At 43.2% G+C, this 18795-nt stretch carries 15 protein-coding genes; 4 read left to right on the top strand and 11 right to left on the bottom strand.

Translation table 11 applies throughout. The features are described 5' to 3' along the window. The 5 genes from BCU91_RS12230 to pepA all read right to left on the bottom strand — a co-directional run. Positions 1-1502 (bottom strand): MFS transporter (locus BCU91_RS12230; protein ID WP_102531568.1); only part of this gene is annotated, 1502 nt, incomplete at its 3' end. A gap of 177 nt (positions 1503-1679) precedes the next feature. Next, complete coding sequence (locus tag BCU91_RS12225) at positions 1680-2015, bottom strand: PBPRA1643 family SWIM/SEC-C metal-binding motif protein (protein WP_102438807.1); 336 nt, start codon at positions 2013-2015, stop codon at positions 1680-1682. A gap of 389 nt (positions 2016-2404) precedes the next feature. After that, a complete protein-coding gene (locus tag BCU91_RS12220) occupies positions 2405-5320 on the bottom strand; it encodes a valine--tRNA ligase (RefSeq protein WP_102475554.1) in 2916 nt (971 codons plus the stop codon). 58 nt (positions 5321-5378) lie between these two features. After that, positions 5379-5831: a DNA polymerase III subunit chi gene (locus BCU91_RS12215; protein WP_102438803.1), complete on the bottom strand. Its 453-nt coding sequence runs from the start codon at positions 5829-5831 to the stop codon at positions 5379-5381. Positions 5832-6144: 313 nt separating this feature from the next. Continuing rightward, the gene (pepA, locus tag BCU91_RS12210; RefSeq protein WP_102531567.1) at positions 6145-7653 is read right to left on the bottom strand and encodes a leucyl aminopeptidase; all 1509 of its coding nucleotides are present in this window, start codon (positions 7651-7653) and stop codon (positions 6145-6147) included. 256 nt (positions 7654-7909) lie between these two features. Between pepA and lptF the strand changes: the two genes are divergently transcribed. Both lptF and lptG read left to right on the top strand, forming a co-directional pair. Then, complete coding sequence (lptF, locus tag BCU91_RS12205; protein WP_102438799.1) at positions 7910-9022, top strand: LPS export ABC transporter permease LptF; 1113 nt, start codon at positions 7910-7912, stop codon at positions 9020-9022. Continuing rightward, positions 9019-10077 carry an LPS export ABC transporter permease LptG gene (lptG, locus tag BCU91_RS12200; protein WP_102438797.1) on the top strand — a complete coding sequence of 353 codons (1059 nt, stop codon included), beginning with the start codon at positions 9019-9021 and terminating at the stop codon, positions 10075-10077. Before lptF ends, lptG begins: the two co-directional genes overlap by 4 nt. Before the next feature lie 330 nt (positions 10078-10407). On the opposite strand, the gene BCU91_RS12195 is transcribed toward lptG, so the two are convergent. Then, on the bottom strand, positions 10408-10917 hold the full coding sequence (locus BCU91_RS12195; RefSeq protein WP_102438796.1) for an RDD family protein: 510 nt from the start codon (positions 10915-10917) through the stop codon (positions 10408-10410). A gap of 87 nt (positions 10918-11004) precedes the next feature. Further along, positions 11005-11262: a DUF2960 domain-containing protein gene (locus BCU91_RS12190; RefSeq protein ID WP_102438794.1), complete on the bottom strand. Its 258-nt coding sequence runs from the start codon at positions 11260-11262 to the stop codon at positions 11005-11007. 214 nt (positions 11263-11476) lie between these two features. On the opposite strand from BCU91_RS12190, the gene BCU91_RS12185 reads away from it, so the two are divergent. Next, entirely contained in the window at positions 11477-12040 is a 564-nt protein-coding gene (locus tag BCU91_RS12185) for a DsrE family protein (protein ID WP_102438792.1), read from the top strand. Between the two features lie 132 nt (positions 12041-12172). Here the strand turns inward: BCU91_RS12185 and BCU91_RS12180 are convergent, their stop codons facing one another. The 4 genes from BCU91_RS12180 to BCU91_RS12165 form a co-directional block, all read right to left on the bottom strand. Next, positions 12173-12841 carry a DUF2913 family protein gene (locus BCU91_RS12180; protein ID WP_102438790.1) on the bottom strand — a complete coding sequence of 223 codons (669 nt, stop codon included), beginning with the start codon at positions 12839-12841 and terminating at the stop codon, positions 12173-12175. A 74-nt stretch (positions 12842-12915) separates the two neighbouring features. Further along, complete coding sequence (locus tag BCU91_RS12175) at positions 12916-13551, bottom strand: peroxiredoxin-like family protein (protein WP_102531566.1); 636 nt, start codon at positions 13549-13551, stop codon at positions 12916-12918. Between the two features lie 234 nt (positions 13552-13785). Beyond that, entirely contained in the window at positions 13786-15087 is a 1302-nt protein-coding gene (locus BCU91_RS12170) for a DEAD/DEAH box helicase (RefSeq protein ID WP_076541129.1), read from the bottom strand. Between the two features lie 334 nt (positions 15088-15421). Beyond that, positions 15422-17209: an aminopeptidase P family protein gene (locus BCU91_RS12165; RefSeq protein WP_102531565.1), complete on the bottom strand. Its 1788-nt coding sequence runs from the start codon at positions 17207-17209 to the stop codon at positions 15422-15424. Between the two features lie 252 nt (positions 17210-17461). On the opposite strand from BCU91_RS12165, the gene BCU91_RS12160 reads away from it, so the two are divergent. Next, a complete protein-coding gene (locus tag BCU91_RS12160; RefSeq protein WP_102438784.1) occupies positions 17462-18676 on the top strand; it encodes a Xaa-Pro peptidase family protein in 1215 nt (404 codons plus the stop codon). The last annotated feature ends 119 nt before the right edge of the window (positions 18677-18795 follow it).

Raw genomic sequence — 18795 nt, 5'->3', positions numbered from 1 at the left:
CACTTACCGTAAAGATAAATTCCTACTGCCGAAATTGTTCCCACCGCAGCGATAATATACCAAGCGTTGCCGATACTGTGGGTGTTATACAGCAGCGTTGTTAGCTGCTGTGCAGGCTCACCGGTATAAGTCACTAAGGTTGAAAATGCTTCGCCTTGGGGGATTGCATCAACATCTGTTTGACTCATGCCACGCTCTGCAAGAAGCTGCAGTGAGAAAATCTCTTTTGAGGCATACATCTCATACAGTTTAGGCCCAAAGTAGCCTTCCAGAGTCCAGCCTATCCCTTGAGGTAACATCACAAAGCCTAAGTACATGGCTTTTTTACCTTCAGGGGCAATATTGCCCATAAACTCATTTTTCTTCGGGCTAATCATCATTTCGCCGAATGAGAACATTGCAATAGCCAGTACAATCATCCATGCAGCATTGGTTGCGCCAATGAGCACGAATGCCAAAATACTCAGTAAACAACCACCTAACATGGCAGTGGTAATACGATACTTAGCGGTAAGTGCAGCAACCAAGAAACAACTGGTCATGATCATACCAGCATTGAGGTTGAGCATGCCTTCAGGCATCACCTTAGTACCAGTATTATCTAGGCCTAACCAAAACTGGAAAAAGCCGTTAGAGGTGCCTTCAGGGCCAAATAGAGAGGTGACAATCACGCTGGTATCAACCCATTCAGCAATATGAATAGGTAATACATCAAATAAGGCATTAAATAAGAACCAGAAACCAGCAAATACCAACATGTAATAGATAACAACGGGCTTTTTAAGCTCATGAAGCGCATCACGCCATAATGCTTCTTGTTTAATTTCGCCTGATTTGACTTTGCGGGCCCGCTCAAGTCGCTCTTCTTTACCTGGTTCTTTATAAGCTAGTAAAAATAGGAAGTTAAAAGAGATGATGGCAGCACAAGCGTAAAACACATTATCCCATGATAACTGACGCATATGTACAGCCACTAAAGGCCCAAGGAAGCCACCAATATTGACCACTTGATAGAATATGCCCCACGCCATTGAGGTGTTTTGCCGTCCGGTTGAAAGCACTAAGGTGCCTTGAATACCGGGTTTAAAGATCCCTGTCCCTGCGGCCAATAATATTGCACCAATCAAGAAGCCATAAAAGCTTGGAAACATCGCCATCACCAAGTAACCCATGATCTTGATTACTGTTGAGGCAAAGATGGTTTCTTTGTAGCCTACGCGATCAGATATCCCGCCAGTAAATACTGGAATGAAGGTTTGCATAAATGCCCAAATGGCAATAATGACACCGTAATCACTAAGGCTAATACCCAGCCCGCCTTCCGAGGTTGGTGTTTTAGCATATAAACCGGCACTGGCTTTTACCCCATAGTAGGCAATACGTTCCACCAGCTCCATGCCGCCGACAATCCAAAATATATAACTTAAGCTGGCAATAGATGCCCACATGCCCAGCTGTTTCACTTCTCTTAGGTCGTTGCCTGAGTGTGAACTTTCACTCATAAATCACCCTTATGATTATTATTATTAACAATAGGTCGGCAGACACTTTACCTAAATTAACCAAATTTACCAAAGTTACTGAGCAGGAATGTGATAATTGCGTTTCGGAGGGGGATTTTTTATACAAAAAAGCGAGCTAATCGCTCGCTTTAATTAATCTGATGTCACTTAAAGGACTTAGCCACAGCACTTTTTATATTTCTTACCGCTACCACAAGTACAAGGGTCATTACGGTTAATTTTGGCTTCTGCGGTGACTGCCGTTGGCTTGTTTAAAATACCCAGAAGTTCAAATATATCTTCAGCGACGTCACTGTTAACAGTAATAGTTGCGACTAGTTTGCTCTCTGCAACTAATGCTTCAACTTCAAGCTTACGCTTATCAGTTTGAACTGATAACTGTAAAGGAAGCGCTGCAGTGCCAGGTTTAGCTTGGCGTTTGGTGTTGTAACCACTTTCGCCATAGGCAGGTTTTGGCGTTTGACGGCCTTTGAAAAAGAATTTATCTGACATGTGTTGTGCCTGCCTATCGTTTTAAATGTCGAGTATTTGAACCAAGGTGGTAAACCAAGGCATTTGAAGCTAACTTAAGGTTGATAAGTGATTATAAGCTAAAGCTTCAAGACTCTTAAAATGGATGAAAAATATCTAGAGGCGAAGCTTATACAGTATCTAAGCCATTTTGACCATTTTTTTAGGTGTTATTTGCCTGAATAAGCCGCCAGTGGCGTTGTAATTAACTTAATGGAGATAAGTTTTTACAATCTATTGTAACTGCTCAACAATCATACTTTTCATCGCTTGGGTTAATTTTAGCCATTAAAAAAGGCTATCAAATACCTTGATAGCCTTTTTCGTTTGGGTTTATTTAGCGAGATGGCAAATAAACCAAGCTTTGTTACTTAGCCTTCTAGCTTAGCAAGTTCTGCTTTTTGCTCTGCAAGCTTATCCATATCACGTTGATATTCAGCTTGCTTAGCACGTTCTTTTTCAATCACGGCGGCAGGGGCTTTAGCCACAAAGCCTTGGTTAGATAACTTGCCTTCAATGCGCTTGAACTCGCCAGCTGCTTTTTCAAGTAGCTTGTCGATACGGGCTACTTCTTTAGCCACATCAATCAACCCTGCCATTGGGATTAATAGCTCCATGTCACCGACAAGTTGGGTAGTCGACATTGGGGCAGTTTCACCATCAGCAAGAATTGTCATAGACTCAAGCTTAGCTAGTGTCTTGAAGAAAGTTTGATTAGCCTCTAAACGTGCCTTATCTTGCTCACTCACGCCGCGAAGTAGGGCGTTAAGTGGCTTAGATGGGGCAATGTTTAGTTCAGCGCGAATGTTACGCACAGCAGTAATGACTTGCTTAACCCACTCAAGATCTTCCATTGCCTGCGCGTCTACCTTAGTTGCGTCATACTCAGGGAATTGCGCAATCATTAAGGTATCACCTTCAACACCTGCTAGCGGCTTAACGCGCTGCCAGATAGTTTCAGTGAGGTAAGGCATCATTGGGTGCATTAGGCGCTGCATTTGCTCAAGTACATTAACCAGCGTATGACGTGTGCCACGCAGTTGTGCATCGGTGCCGTTTTGCATTACCGGCTTAGTGAGCTCTAGGTACCAGTCACAGAATTGGTTCCAGGTGAACTCATAAATAGTATTAGCCGCTAAGTCGAAACGGTAATTGGCCATGTGCTCATCGTAGGTTTTAACGGTTTCGTTAAACAGACCGATAATCCAGCGATCAGCTAGCGACAATTCCATTGCTCCTGGCTTGCCATCAACCAAGATTTGGCCGCAATCTAATGCTTCGCCGATAGCATCGTCTGCTGCATCTTCAGTTTGCACTTCAGTGTTCATCAACACGTAACGTGATGCGTTCCAGATCTTGTTACAGAAGCTGCGGTAACCATCAAGGCGTTTCATGTCCCAGTTAATGTCACGACCGGTTGATGCCATTGAAGCTAAAGTAAAGCGCAGTGCATCGGTGCCATGTGCTTCAATACCTTCACTGAATTCTTTACGAGTGCTTTTTTCAATTTTAGCGGCCATTTTGGGCTGCATCATATTGCCGGTACGTTTTTCAACAAGTGATTCAAGATCGATACCGTCAATCATGTCTAAAGGATCTAATACGTTACCTTTAGATTTGGACATCTTATTACCGGCTTCATCACGGATAAGTCCAGTGACATATACCGTTTTGAAAGGCACTTGCGGCTTGCCGTTTTCATCTTTGATGAAATGCATGGTCATCATGATCATGCGCGCCACCCAGAAGAAGATAATATCAAAACCTGTGACCAACACGTCAGTTGGGTGGAAAGCTTTCAATTCTTCAGTATTTTTTGGCCAGCCAAGTGTTGAGAATGTCCATAACGCTGAGCTGAACCAGGTATCTAATACATCGTTATCTTGACGTAAAACAACCGAGTCATCTAGCTTATGTTTAGTGCGAACTTCAGTTTCGTCACGACCCACATAGACTTTGCCACTTTCGTCATACCAAGCTGGGATACGATGTCCCCACCAAAGTTGACGTGAGATACACCAATCTTGAATGTCGCGCATCCAAGAGTTGTACATGTTCTCGTATTGCTGTGGCACAAACTTGATGTCGCCGTTATCAACCGCTTCCATGGCTGTTTTAGCCATAGGCGCAACTGACACATACCATTGGTCGGTAAGTAGTGGCTCAATAACCACGCCAGAGCGGTCGCCGTATGGCACTTTTAATCCGTGAGGATCAATTTTGCCTAATAAACCTAAGGTGTCGAACTCTTCAACAATGGCTTTACGTGCAGCAAAGCGCTCAAGACCGGCATAACGCTCAGGTAAGCTGTTATCTAATTCGGTGTTTGCGGTGCCATCAGTATTTACCACTTCTGCAGCGCTACGAATGTCAGCATTGATGGTTAAGATGTTGAACATAGGTAGGGCGTGACGCTTACCGACTTCATAATCGTTAAAGTCATGAGCTGGAGTGATTTTCACACAGCCGGTACCAAACTCCATGTCAACATAGTCATCTGCCACAACAGGAATACGACGGTTAACGATTGGCAGAAGAATGAACTTACCAATAAGTGATTGATAACGCTCATCATCAGGGTGAACCGCAACGGCACTATCACCTAGCATGGTTTCAGGACGTGTGGTGGCAACTTCTAAGTAGTCTTTACCGTCGGCTGTCAATGCGCCATCAGCTAACGGGTAGCGGAAATGCCACATGCTACCTTGCTTTTCTTTGTTTTCTACTTCGAGATCTGAAATAGCAGTGTGCAGTTTTGGATCCCAGTTGACTAAGCGTTTACCACGATAAATCAACTCGTCATCATATAAGCGTACAAATACTTCTTGTACGGCTTCAGACATACCTTCGTCCATTGTGAAACGTTCACGATCCCAATCAACAGAAGCGCCTAAACGACGTAGCTGTTTGGTGATGGTGCCACCTGATTCATTTTTCCAATCCCAGATGCGCTCGATAAAGTTATCACGGCCTAGGTCGTGACGACCTAAACCTTCTTCTGCAAAGACTTTACGCTCAACCAGCATTTGGGTTGCAATGCCTGCGTGATCGGTACCCACTTGCCAAAGGGTGTTTTTGCCCTTCATGCGCTGGTAGCGAGTCAACGTATCCATGATGGTGTCTTGGAATGCATGACCCATGTGCAAACTACCCGTCACATTTGGTGGCGGGATCATGATGCAATAGTTACCTTTTGACTCATCGCCATGTGGTTTGAAGTAGCCTTGCTCTTCCCAATTTTGGTATAGAGATTGCTCAATTGACTGCGGATTATATGTTTTTTCCATGGGATTTTTGTTTTCTCAATCTAAATTAATAGTTGGTATTGTTAACGAATCAACTGACTTAAACGCCAGTGAACTCAGTGGTAGTAAGCTCAATGCCCAATTGCTTGTATTCACGGTAGCGAATACGGGCAATCTGTTTAAGCGCATCATCATTAGCAACAAAATCGATAATATGCGGAAAGTTAACCGCAAATGCTGGCACTTGGTCTGCAAGGTTTATCAGTAATTGGCGACTTTTATTGGCGCCTAATTTATCAAAACCAATCTCGACAGGTGAACCTGTTATCGGTCCTTCCCCTTTTAAATTGTGGGGAACAAATGCTGTTGGCTCAAATTGCCATAATAATTCATCAATGGCATAGGCTTGTTGCTTATTCTGACAGTGAATATAAACAAGCTGCTGCTGGCGATAATGCCGTTCTGCAATCTGACATGCTGCAAGGTATACGCTTTCAAGCGCACTGGCTTGGGTATTGATTGCTGGCATTAAGTAAAACAGAGTCTTTGACATTATTTTAAATTTTGATGAAGTAAAGGCGAATTTTACACTAAAAGCATCGATTGGGGCTAGGGTGCAGGAGAGTTAATTTTGCTTAATTGAATAGAAATCTGCTGAAATTTTAGCAATCCTTGTGTTCGCATTTATTTGTCAGGCTTATCGGTTTGCTTGCTACTCAAAGGGAGCTGTTTTTGCGGTTTTAAAATATGTAAACCTTCGAACAAGAGGGATAAAAAAGGCGAAGTAACTACTTCGCCTTTTATTAGGTTACTGCCTGTTATTTACAGTAAACTATTAGCAACAAACTATTTGCAACAAAAGTCAATTACTCGCCTTGCTCAACTCCTGCGCGGTTCAATAAGAACTGGCTTAATATTGGTACTGGACGACCTGTAGAGCCTTTATTAGCGCCACTGTTCCAAGCTGTACCGGCAACATCAAGATGTGCCCAGTTATATTTTTTAGCAAAGCGCGCTAAGAAACAAGCTGCAGTGATTGACCCTGCTGGACGACCACCTAGATTAGTCATATCAGCAAACGGGCTTTCAAGCATTTCTTGATACTCATCCCAAATCGGCATGCGCCATGCGCGATCACCTGATTGCTCACCGGCATTGAGTATTTCATGGGCAAGTGGATTATGAGATGAGAATAAACCTGAAGCATGTTTGCCCAGAGCAATGACACAAGCACCAGTTAATGTGGCAGTATCAATCACTAATTCTGGGTCAAAACGCTCAACATAAGTCAGCACGTCACATAATACTAAGCGGCCTTCGGCATCAGTATTAAGCACTTCAACAGTTTGACCTGACATAGTGGTTAAGATGTCACCAGGGCGATAAGCATTACCCGCAACCATGTTTTCACAACCTGCAAGAATACCGATAACGTTAATTGGCAGCTTCATTTCACATAAGGCTTTCATGGCGCCAATAACACCGGCAGCGCCGCCCATGTCGTATTTCATCTCATCCATGGCCTCGCCCGGCTTTAATGAAATACCACCAGAATCGAAGGTAAGGCCTTTACCAACAAGGACGATTGGCTTTTGAGTCTCATCAACTGCGCCCTTATATTCCATTACTGTCATGATAGATTCATTGGCACTAGCACGCCCTACAGCAAGGTATGAATGCATACCGAGTTTTGCCATTTGCTCTTCGCCCACAGTTGAAACCGTAAGGCTGTCATGAACTTCAGCAATTTGACGTGCTTGAGAGGCTAAGTATGCAGGGTTACAAATGTTTGGCGGCATGTTGGCAACATCACGGCATAAGTTCATACCTGATGATACTGCCATTCCATGGTCGATAGCGCGTTCACCAAGAGTTAACTCGCGACGAGTCGGGACATTGAATACCATTTTACGTAACGGACGACGGGTTTCGCCTTTACGGGTTTTCAGAGCATCAAAGCTATATAAACTGTTATAAGTGGTTTCAACTGCTTGGCGTACTTTCCAATAAGTATCGCGGCCTTTAACGTGTAATTCAGTTAAGAAGCAAACTGCTTCCATTGAACCCGTTTCATTTAAGGTATTGATAGTCTTTGTGATAATTTGTTTGTATTGGCGCTCATCAAGTTCACGCTCTTTGCCACAACCGACTAACAAAACACGCTCACTGAGCACATTGGGAACATGATGCAATAATAACATCTGTCCAGGTTTGCCTTCTAAATCACCGCGTCGAAGCAAGTTACTGATGTAACCTTCACTGATTTTATCCAACTGCTCTGCGATACCTGACAAACGACGTGGTTCGTATACACCGACAACGATACAAGCTGAACGTTGTTTCTCGGGGCTGCCGCTCTTTACGCTAAACTCCATGAGCACTCCTAGATTATTAAAGACAAATTTTTATATTTATTAGATAATGTTTTAATTCGGCCTGTTAGGCCATATTTACAAACCTTTAAGGAAATAAATCCTTGGTAATTTTCTGCTATATCAGCTAAATGAATTACACTTAAAGAAGCTCACGCGCTGGTCAGAAAACTATCAATAACTGCTAAAAGCAGACATTTAATAGTGAAGTTACTCTGATACCAGCAAAAAGACAAGTTTTAGACTGTGGATCCTACCTGTGATTGTATTTAGATACTTGATCGTTGAAGTTTTAAAAGCCCAATTTGCGATACTTTTGGTGCTGTTAACTATTTTTATTAGCCAGCAATTTGTGCGAGTACTGGGAGATGCCTCTGATGGTGATTTCCCTGCGTCTTTAGTGCTGACGTTATTGGGGCTAAATTTACCGCAATTAACCGTTTTGGTGTTGCCGCTGAGCTTTTTCTTAGGGATATTGCTCGCCCATGGGCGAATGTATGCCGAAAATGAAATGGTGGTGCTTCATGGCGTCGGGATCAGTGAGTGGTATGTCACCCGTGTGACCTTGCTTTTGGCGGTAGCAAATTTAGTGTTTACTGGTATTTTATCGGTTTATGTAGGTCCATGGGCGGAAGAAAGACAAAATCAAGTGCTAGAACAGGCACAGTCAGAAGCCGGTTTAGCAGCAATTACCCAAGGCCGCTTTCAAGCTAGCCCTAATGGCCGAGCTGTGTTGTTTGTTGAAAAAATCACTAAATCTAACGAATTACAAAAAGTGTTTGTGGCTCAGTTACCTGATCCTGAAGACGAAAAAGGCTTAACTAATATTGTGGTTTCAGAAAATGGCCGCGTAGTGGAAGATAAGTTTGGTAGCCAGCAATTACAACTTGATAATGGTACCCGTTATCAAGGTAGCCCGAATAATCTTGACTATCAAATGATTGAGTTTGGTGGTTATAAGATGGAAATTAAAGAGCAAGAAGTGGATGAACGTCGTCGTAAGCTTTCAGCTTTACCGGTTGATCAGTTACTTGCTACGCCAGGCCCTGAAGCAGCAGCAGAATTCCATTGGCGTTTAGCGCTGCCTTTAGCGATTCCACTCATGACCTTAATTGCAGTGCCACTGGCTCGGGTGAATGTAAGGCAAGGTAAGTTTGCCAAAATGTTCCCAGCGATTTTACTTTATTTAGGCTATTTCGGCTTAATGGTTGCCGGCCGTAAAGCGCTTGAGGATGAAGTCATCCCACAAGTATTAGGCATGTGGTGGATTCATGGCTCAGCATTTATTATCGGTATACTCTTACTGGGTAAAGAGCGTCCAAGTGGTGCTAAGTTACTGCAATTACTTAAACGTAAGAAGGTGGCAGTATGAAGATACTCGATCTCTATATTGCCCGAGTGATTATTGGCACATCGGCGTTATGTTTACTTATTTTAACTGGCTTGTCGGGCATCATTAAGTGGGTTGATCAGCTACGTGTAGTTGGCCGCGGTGCTTACACTATGTTTGATGCGATTATCTATGTTATTTACTTAATCCCCCGTGATATTGAGTTGTTTTTCCCCATTGCAGTATTACTTGGGGCGCTGATTGGTATGGGAATGTTGGCATCGAACTCTGAATTAGTAGTAATGCAGGCGTCCGGTATGTCTCGGTTGCAAATTACGATTTCAGCGATGAAAACTGCCATTCCATTGATGATCATTGTAATGGCCTTAGGCGAGTGGGGTGCACCTGTTGCAGAAAGAACAGCCAAAGAGCTACAAGCAACCAAAGTTTCTGGTGGTAGCCTGATCAAATCTCATCGAGGCGTGTGGGCAAGAGACGGTGACTTATTTGTCAATATTGGTGAAGTTGAAACCATAAACACCTTAAATAAAGTGACCTTTTATAAGTTTAATGATCAGTTAGAGTTAACCACCATGACTCAGGCTCAAAGCGCTAAATTTTCTAATGATGTATGGCGCTTATTTGATGTTAAAAATACCATAGTTACTGATAACAAGATTAGCTTCGAATACCAAGAAGAGCGAATTTGGAACTCTACCTTAACCCCTGATAAATTAAGTGTGGTGTCAGTAAAACCTGAAGCGTTAAGCATTCAAGGTCTAGTGGGTTATTTAGATTACCTTGAAGCTAATCAGCAAGATCCGAGTCGTTATGAGCTGGCTTTGTGGCGTAAAATTATGCAGCCAATTACTGTAGCAGTGATGATTTTAGTGGCACTGTCATTTGTATTTGGCCCCTTAAGAACCGTGACAATGGGCGCAAGAGTCTTGCTTGGCGTGGTCGCTGGCTTTAGCTTTTATATTTGTAGTGAGATATTTGGCCCTATGAGTATTGTTTATGGCTTACCCGCCTATATAGGTGCAGGTATGCCACCACTACTCTTTAGTATTGGCGCGTTATATTTCATCAGAAAATAGCCTTTGCCTGATAGGGCGCTTGCTTCTGGCAAGTCTGCAATAATAAATATCCCAATGACGTTAGTTGTTGGGATTTTTTTATATTTACTTGACCACATCAACCAGGGTTTTATTGCTGTACTCTACCTCTACCTCTACCTCTACCTCTACCTCTACCTCTACCTCTAGTTCTGCTTTTAGTTTGAGCCTTAGCCCAAATCGCTGCGCCATGTTAGCGGCTTGATGTTCTACAGCACCAATAAAAAACGCCGTAACCCATAGGATTACGGCGTGTTCTTTGATGGTACTAGTTTATGGCACTAGTTTATGGCATTAGTTTGTGCCGCTAGTTTAAGCGCCGCGCCAATTGCGCATTTGGTTCGCTTCAACCGACAGTACTACGACTTCTGATTGGGTCATTTTATCTTGTAGGGCCTGTTTATCAGGATTGATAAGAATAAATAAGTTACCAATACCAGCCAGTGACCACACCACGCGGGCAAGCGCAGTAACAAAACTTAAGTTTTGTCCATTAGGGTGCTGCACTTTTAAGCGCCATGCTCTCATCCCTAATGTTTGACCGCCGCGGCTCCAAAATAAGGCATAAAAAGCGACGACACAAAGTACGACCCATAACTGATAAATACCTTTATACAGTGGGGTTTGATGCAGTGCATCTGCAATGTGCTCGTAACCATCCATTGAAATAACGCCGCTGCTGGTAAGGCCGACAAACAGGCCAAAACCAATGGCACCGGCAACCATATATACGGCTACAGCCAATAATGAGTCATATATTATGGCGCCACAGCGGCGGATAAAGCTGGCTCTAGGGAAATTAGCGTGGTCTGAATTTATCATGTAAATCCTTTTATTGTTGTTGTCACTAATAATTGGTGATGCCACTAATACAAATGCGCTTAACTCTTAGCGGTTAGTTTTTGACTGTTAGCTTTGCTCGTCATCATCACGAACAAATTTGATGCTACTAAAACCGAAACGGGCAAACTCGGTTTTACGGTAATCTTTTTCTGCTTTAGCCCCTTTTTTAGAGGTCATTGCAATTTGCTGTTCCATAGCCAAGAAGTTGGTTAAATCAATACCTTCAGCTTCAGCCGCAGCTTCGTATAGGTCATGATGTATATCGTAACTGAATGCGATTGTTTTGGTTTTACCTTTAAAGGTATAAATGACTTGGCGAGCCATGGAAACTCCTGAGTTTGGCGGCTTAACATTAGCTTGCTAAGCAACACATACGACTAAGATAAGCTGGCGGTTAAGCATTGATACTTGATTACGCAGCTTTTGAGATTGATACCCCTGAGCAATTTATTTACAGGGGTAAAAATTTGAGGGCTATTATAGCTAAATGCAGCGTTTCAAGATAGCTTTGTCATAATGCAATCAATAAGGATAAAAGATGCACAAAATATCAAGTCTCAAATTGCTGATGGTTAGCTTACTATTGGTAACCTCTAGTGCTGCTATGGCAGGAAAAGAGGCCTTTAAAGCTGGAACTGTGATAAAAGGCTATGGCGAAATCGCGACAATTGACAGCCAACTGGCCTTGCCAAAAGGCATGCAATTTAATATCGCTTTTGATATGAGCAAAGCGGCTAAGGTTGGTGAGGTTAATCGCAGTTTAAATACCCTTGCTAGATTTATTAATATGCATGAGGCTGCAGGGGTTAAATCTAAAGATATTAATTTAGCTATGGTCGTACATGGCAGCGCCGTTGGGGACTTAGCTGATGATGGCTATTATCGCCAGCAACACGGCTTAGCTGCGCCCATCGAAAATGCCAATAAAGCCTTGGTACAGCAATTAACTGAATATGGGGTGAAGGTCTATATTTGTGGTCAAAGCGCAGCGTATTACAACCTTAGTAATCAAGCATTATTGCCTGGAGTTGAAATGGCGTTATCAGCAATGACGGCCCATGCTATTTTGGCGGAGCAAGGCTATAGCCTTAACCCATTCTAAAGCCGTTTCTAAAACCCTTTCTAAAATGTTCGGCTAAACATCATCTTAAAACTCTTTAAGAAACCCAACCAGAAACAAAAAAAAGCGCCGACATTAAGTTAGCGCTTTTCGTTACAGCAGTTAATTAGCGAGTTAAGCCAGCGACTCTACTAATAAACATAACTCTGATAACTGGTTGTTTGGGTATACCAAATAGGTTTTATGATGTTTGATAAGACTGGTTTTTTTATTACCTTGGCTAACCAATAGCCCTTTATTGAGCGCTTGCTCGGCAAAATATTGCTCATCACCACGCACATAGATAGCTAAAGGCTTAATGAGTCTATCTACATCAAAATAGTGCGACAGCTGATGTTCACAAATCACCATACTCGATTGACCATTACCCGCCAGTTTGAGCTTTTTGGCACCTGAGTCTGAAAACGCAGTATCAGTAATAACAAACCATTCGTTGCTATCTAAATGCTCGATAAGCGCATCGATTGCGCCTTTTTCTGATAAGGTGGTGGTGAGCACTTGTTGGTATTGAGTTGCGATACGTTGCAGTAGCTGCGGTAACATGGCGCCAGCGCCTTGGCTGCGAGCCATACGGATCCAGCTATTGAGATCATCTGCAACCATTTTAGGAAAGCGCTTATCCCGTAATGACTCCACCATCCATGCACACAGAAAATGACTTTCTTGGGCTGGGGTTCGCTTGGCTTTTTGCTTTAATGCAGACTCTTGCAAGGCTTTAATCCCTGCTTCAGCTAGGGCCAAAATCGCTTGGTTGTATGTTGGTGCTTGTGTTGTATTTTGCATAAATAACTCCGCCGCAGAAAAATGGGAAGTGCGGCGAGGCTATTGTAGCAAAGGCGAGTTATTGCTGCTGCAAATTATTGCCCTTGCAGTAATTTAGCCGCGGTTAAGATAAGCTCAGGTGCGGGGCGCACTTTATAATTTGGATTTATGTATTGAAAGTGTACCAAGCCGGTTTTATCTGCCAGATAAACTGCAGGCACTGGTAAGACTAAGCGCTGCTCACCTACAGGTGTGGTCCAAAGAGTATTTTCAACACTGAGCTTGGCGCGGTACATACTAGTGACTTTTTCACTGGTATAAAAGGCAATACCAAATGCTTGGGATGCGGTCATATTTTCATCTGATAGCAATAGGTAATCCAGTTTATTGTCATTCATTGAGGCTTTAAGTTTAGCGGGTGAGTCAGGTGAAATCCCCACTAACTGAAAACCCATTTCAATTAATTTAGGCTCAATAGCTTTAAGTTGGCCCATTTGAACATTACAAAATGGGCACCAACCGCCACGATAGAAAAAGAAGATAGTGGGCTTAGCTGCGGTTAATGCTAGTAGGTTAACCTTATTGCCGGCAACATCTTTAAGGTCAAGGTTCGGGATTTGTTGTCCATTCATTAATGGCATGACGTGGTATTCATCGCTAGCAATAGGTTTAGCCATTGAAGGTAAGCTAAATAAGGCCATTGCGACGACTAATATAAGTTTTTTTAACATGCTGAAATCCATATTCAATTAAAGTGATGATCTTAGTGAGCGCCCTAATTGGCACTTCTTATCGCCGAGTTATACTGGTTATAATATTCGCTGTTACGGCGACAATGATTAGACCTGATCACCACAGTTTTTATTTCATCGAACTTACTTAAAGCGAATAATGAGTTACTTATTGGTTTTTAGGCATAAAAAAGGCGCTAATAGCGCCTTAATATTGAAATAATAAAGGGATGATTACTTCAGTTTTTTGTACTTAACGGTACTGGTTGATTTACCTACCGTTACGCGGCGACCTTGCATGTTACGCTCACCGACAACTTGCTCACCCGCGCTATCAGCACGTTGTTGTTTCTTCGCAAAGCTACGACGCTTTTGAATTTGCTTTAACAGTAATTCACGGCTGCCAACTTCATAACCTGGCGCAGTAATTCGGCGAATTGGTTGACCGATTAATTTTTCAATATCATGTAAGGTGCGCTCTTCTTCGCGGCTCACAAATGAAATTGCGGTACCTGATTTACCTGCACGTCCGGTGCGGCCGATACGGTGCACATAATCTTCAGCAAGAAATGGTAAGTCATAGTTAACAACATAGCCTAAATCTTGAATATCCAATCCACGAGCGGCAACTTCGGTTGCAACTAGCACACGTACTTTACCTTCAACAAATTCACGTAATGCACGGCGTCGACTGCCCTGGGCTTTTTCGCCATGAACCACAGCTGACGGAATACCATCAAGGTTAAGTTCTTTCACTAGCTTATCTGCAGCATCACGGGTTGCAGTGAAGACTAACACCTGTTGCCAGTTTTTAGTGCCAATCAATTCAGATAGTAATTCACGCTTACGGCGCTGCTCAACGGGATAAACCACTTGGCTTACGGTATCTGCGGTGGTGTTTTGTTTGTCAGCAGTAATGACCACTGGCTTTTCAAGCATTTCGTTAGCAAGCTTCTTAACTGAGGTTGAGAAGGTGGCTGAGAATAATAAGTTTTGACGCTGCTTATTCACGGCTTGAAGAATTTTTTGAATGTCGGTGCTAAAGCCCATATCCAGCATACGGTCAGCTTCATCAAGGACTAAAAACTCAACATTTGAAAGGCTTAAGTTACATGCGTTTAAATGCTCAAGTAAACGCCCTGGGGTTGCTACAATAATGTCAGCACCACGTTTAAGCTTTTGCGCTTGGCTAGTCAGCTTTACGCCGCCATAAATGGTCAGTACTTCCATGTTGATGTTCTTGCTGTAATCAGCAATATTGTCAGCAACCTGAGCAGCTAGCTCGCGCGTCGGGGTTAAGATTAACGCGCGGGTATTTGAATGCTGTAACTCACGTGGGTTTTCAACCATTTTTTGCAGCATAGGTAATGCAAATGCGGCTGTTTTACCAGTACCGGTTTGGGCGCTGGCAAGTACATCTTGGCCACGACGAATTGCTGGAATAGCTTGTTGTTGAACGGGTGTCATAGTTTTATACCCGCAATCAGCGATCGCACTTAATATTTCTGGGGCGAAGCTAAAAGATTCAAATTTCATTGGTATCTTGTTCCTATCATTATCACGTCATTCAACAGTTCAGTGGCTAGTTAACTAAAAATATTAGTTTTCAACCTGCCTGAGTATAGTTCATCGTGCTAGTACCAAAACGACTTAGCATGTCATTTTAACATGGGTTTTAAAGTTCGCTAATGGATCAGCGGCGGCGGAGTATAACAAAGTTTTTTGATTAATTCTTAACTAAGTTTTGTGGTCAGTTTTTAGGGCATGATTATGGCGACGTTATGGCAATTAGAAACGGGCTCTGAAAACAAAAATGCCCAATTTAAATGGCTTAAAATTGGGCAAGTATGGGGATAATGACTAAGTTATATTAAAGCTCAGTCGTTACCTCAGTTAACCATGCAAGGTCATCACCTGTGAGCATAGTTGATAAGGTGGTAAACACTTTTTGATGGTAGCGATTTAACCAATCAATTTCAGCTTGAGTGAGTAAGGATTTATCAATTAAACGCTTATCAATAGGGATTAGTGTTAAGGCATCAAACTCCAGCATTTCACGCTCAGCATTAACTAGGCTTGGTGATGGGAGCACAGCCACTAGGTTTTCAATGCGAATACCAAATTCATTAGCGCGGTAATACCCCGGCTCATTGGATAACACCATACCTGGCAATAATGGCACGCCATTCACGTTTTTACCAATGCGCTGCGGGCCTTCATGAACACTTAAAAAATGTCCTACGCCATGGCCTGTGCCATGGTCATAATCAAAACCATGTTGCCACAAGTACTGACGAGCAAAGCCATCTAACTGCTGGCCTGATGTGCCTTTAGGGAATTTGGCTTGATCAAGGGCAATATGACCTTTTAATACTAAGGTGACCATTTTTTGTTGCTCAGCGCTGACGTCACCAATGGCAATAGTACGGGTGACATCTGTGGTGCCATCAAGGTATTGCGCCCCAGAATCTACCAAGTAAATGCTGTTCATGGTCATTTGACTTGGCGTGGCGTCATTATGATTGTAATGACACATAGCGGCGTTAGCACCGGTGGCTGAAATGGTATCAAAGCTTGGCTCACGATACAGTGGGTCAATTAATCTGAATGATTCCAGTTTATCGGCAAGCTGGGCTTCATCATAAAGACGGTTGGCGGCAACTTCCATATCAAGCCAAGCAAGAAAACGGCTTACTGCTGCACCATCACGGATATGACATGCTCGCATACCACTAAGCTCGGCGGCATTCTTTTGTGCTTTTGGCAGCGCGACAGGATCTGAGCCCGCAACTAATATGGCGCCCGCTTGCTCTGCGGTTAGCTGGGTCCAAGCATTGCTGGTATTAGGGTCTGCCAGCAGTTTTACACCGTTAAGTTGCTTAAGCGCTTCAGCTAATAATGATTCATCTTTAAATTCAACGCCAGCGCCCACATGCTCAGCAAAGCCTTGGGGCAGTTTGTTGCTATCAGCAAATAAGGTCATATCACCGTTGGCATTGAGTAACGCGCAGCCTAAGGTGACGGGTAATCTTGGCACATCGTTGCCACGAATATTAAGTAACCAACAGAATGAGTCTAAAGCGGCAATTAATGCCATATCGGCGCCTTGCTTGGCAATGATGTCACCAATTTGTTGACGTTTATCAAGGCTATTACGGCCTGCGCCCTCATGGCTAAATAAGGTAATGGGCTCTGTTGGTAGCATTGGGCGTTGCTGCCAATGGATATCAATTGGGTTTTCAGCAACTGACACTAAGCTAATATCAGCTTTTGTTAATTGATGCTGTGCTTGTTGATACCAAGCTAAGGTATGTAATCGGCTATCTATGCCAACACGTTTACCTTGAGCTAACTTATCAATCAGCCATTGAATTTGCGGCGTATCCGTTAGGCTTTCATAACTAAACAACTGCGCATCAACTTGCAGTGCCACTTGCACTGTGTAACGACCGTCAACAAAAATAGCGGCCGTGTCTTTTAAAATAATAGCCATGCCCGCCGAGCCGGTAAAACCAGTAGCCCAATGCAGCCTTTCATTGCGCTCAGGGACATATTCACCGAGGTATTCATCTGCTCGGGGAATAATAAAAGCATCGAGATTTTGTTGCGACATGGTTTGGCGAATGGCATCAAGGCGCTGAGTGATCGTATCTGGCATGGTTGCTCCATTGGAGGTGGCTGATTGATTCAGTCTTATTAAGGTAAAGCGATTATCGTAACGGCGGTTTATTTTCAAACAAAGCGCTGACGATAGTCATCATCTGCAGGGTAACCGCAGCGAGTGTAATGTTGAAATACAATTGATAATTTATATTGTATACATTTTGTGGTTGAAGTTTACACTATGCGGATTATCGGATCACTAATAGAATAAAATTTGCTTATCTAGCATTAATTATCGGAGCGTACTATGACAGTCGGAGTCGGAACCCAAACCCCACAACAAGCATTAGCGAGTTTGTCAGATATGACCCATGATGTGGCTGCTATTGGGGTAGGAGAGTTTGAACAGCGAATTAGCCAAGCACAGCAATTAATGCAGCAACAAGGCATTGAAGCCATCTACATTAATGCTGGCACTAACCTGTACTATTTTACCGGTACTCGCTGGTATGCTAGCGAGCGTATGGTTGGGGCGATTATTCCTGCCTGCGGTGAGCTTGAATATATTGCCCCTGCATTTGAGCTTGATACCTTACAAGGTTATATGGCCGTCAAGGGCAAGGTGAATACCTGGCAAGAAGATGAAAGCCCTTTTCAGTTATTTGCCGACATGCTAGCAAATAAAGGCATTAATGCTGGCAAGGTGGGCATTGATGAAGCCAGCGCTTTCTTTATTTTTGATGGTATTCGCAGCGCCAATGATCAACTCAATTATGTGAATGCCAAAAGCATCACTGCCGGTTGTAGAATGATTAAATCGCCAGCGGAGCTGGCCTTGTTGCAACGAGCTAAGGACATGACCTTAGCGGTTCATATTGCTGCCGCCAGTATCTTACGTGAAGGCATTAGCACCAAAGAAGTGGAAGATTTTATCCATCAAGCCCACATCAAGGTTGGCGCGCCAGCAGGTTCATATTTTTGCATTGTATTGTTTGGCGAAGATACCGCGTACCCCCATGGGGTTAAGTCGCCTAAAACACTGGATTTAAACGACACGGTATTGATTGATACCGGTTGTCAGCTAGGCGGCTATAACTCAGATATTACCCGCACTTATGTATTTGGTGAGCCAAGTGAGCGCCAACGTGAATTATGGAATTTAGAGCAACAAGCGCAACTGGCGGCGTTTGCTGCTGCGACTATTGGCGCAACGTGTGCAAGTGTTGATAAAGCGGCTCGAGAAGTAATCGTTAATGCAGGTTTTGGCCCAGGTTATGATGTGCCAGGCTTACCCCATCGCACCGGACACGGAATTGGCTTAGATATTCATGAATGGCCCTATTTAGTGCTAAACGATCACACCCAGCTAGCAGCAGGAATGTGCTTTAGTAACGAGCCGATGTTATGTGTACCAGGTGAGTTTGGCGTTAGACACGAAGATCATTTTTATATGACTGAATCTGGCGCTGTGTGGTTCACCCAGCCGGCTAAATCAATTGATGATCCATTTGGGCTAAGCTAGATATCGACATCACTATTTAGTGAGTTGCGATAAACAATATAGATGAACCAATAAAAAATCCCTTGTAGCTTGGCTATAAGGGATTTTTATTTTCTGGCGCTTAAACCTTAAACCTTAAA

Source organism: Shewanella sp. 10N.286.52.B9, assembly GCF_002873635.1.
Lineage (GTDB): Bacteria > Pseudomonadota > Gammaproteobacteria > Enterobacterales > Shewanellaceae > Shewanella.
This window is presented reverse-complemented; position numbering and strand designations above follow the sequence as displayed.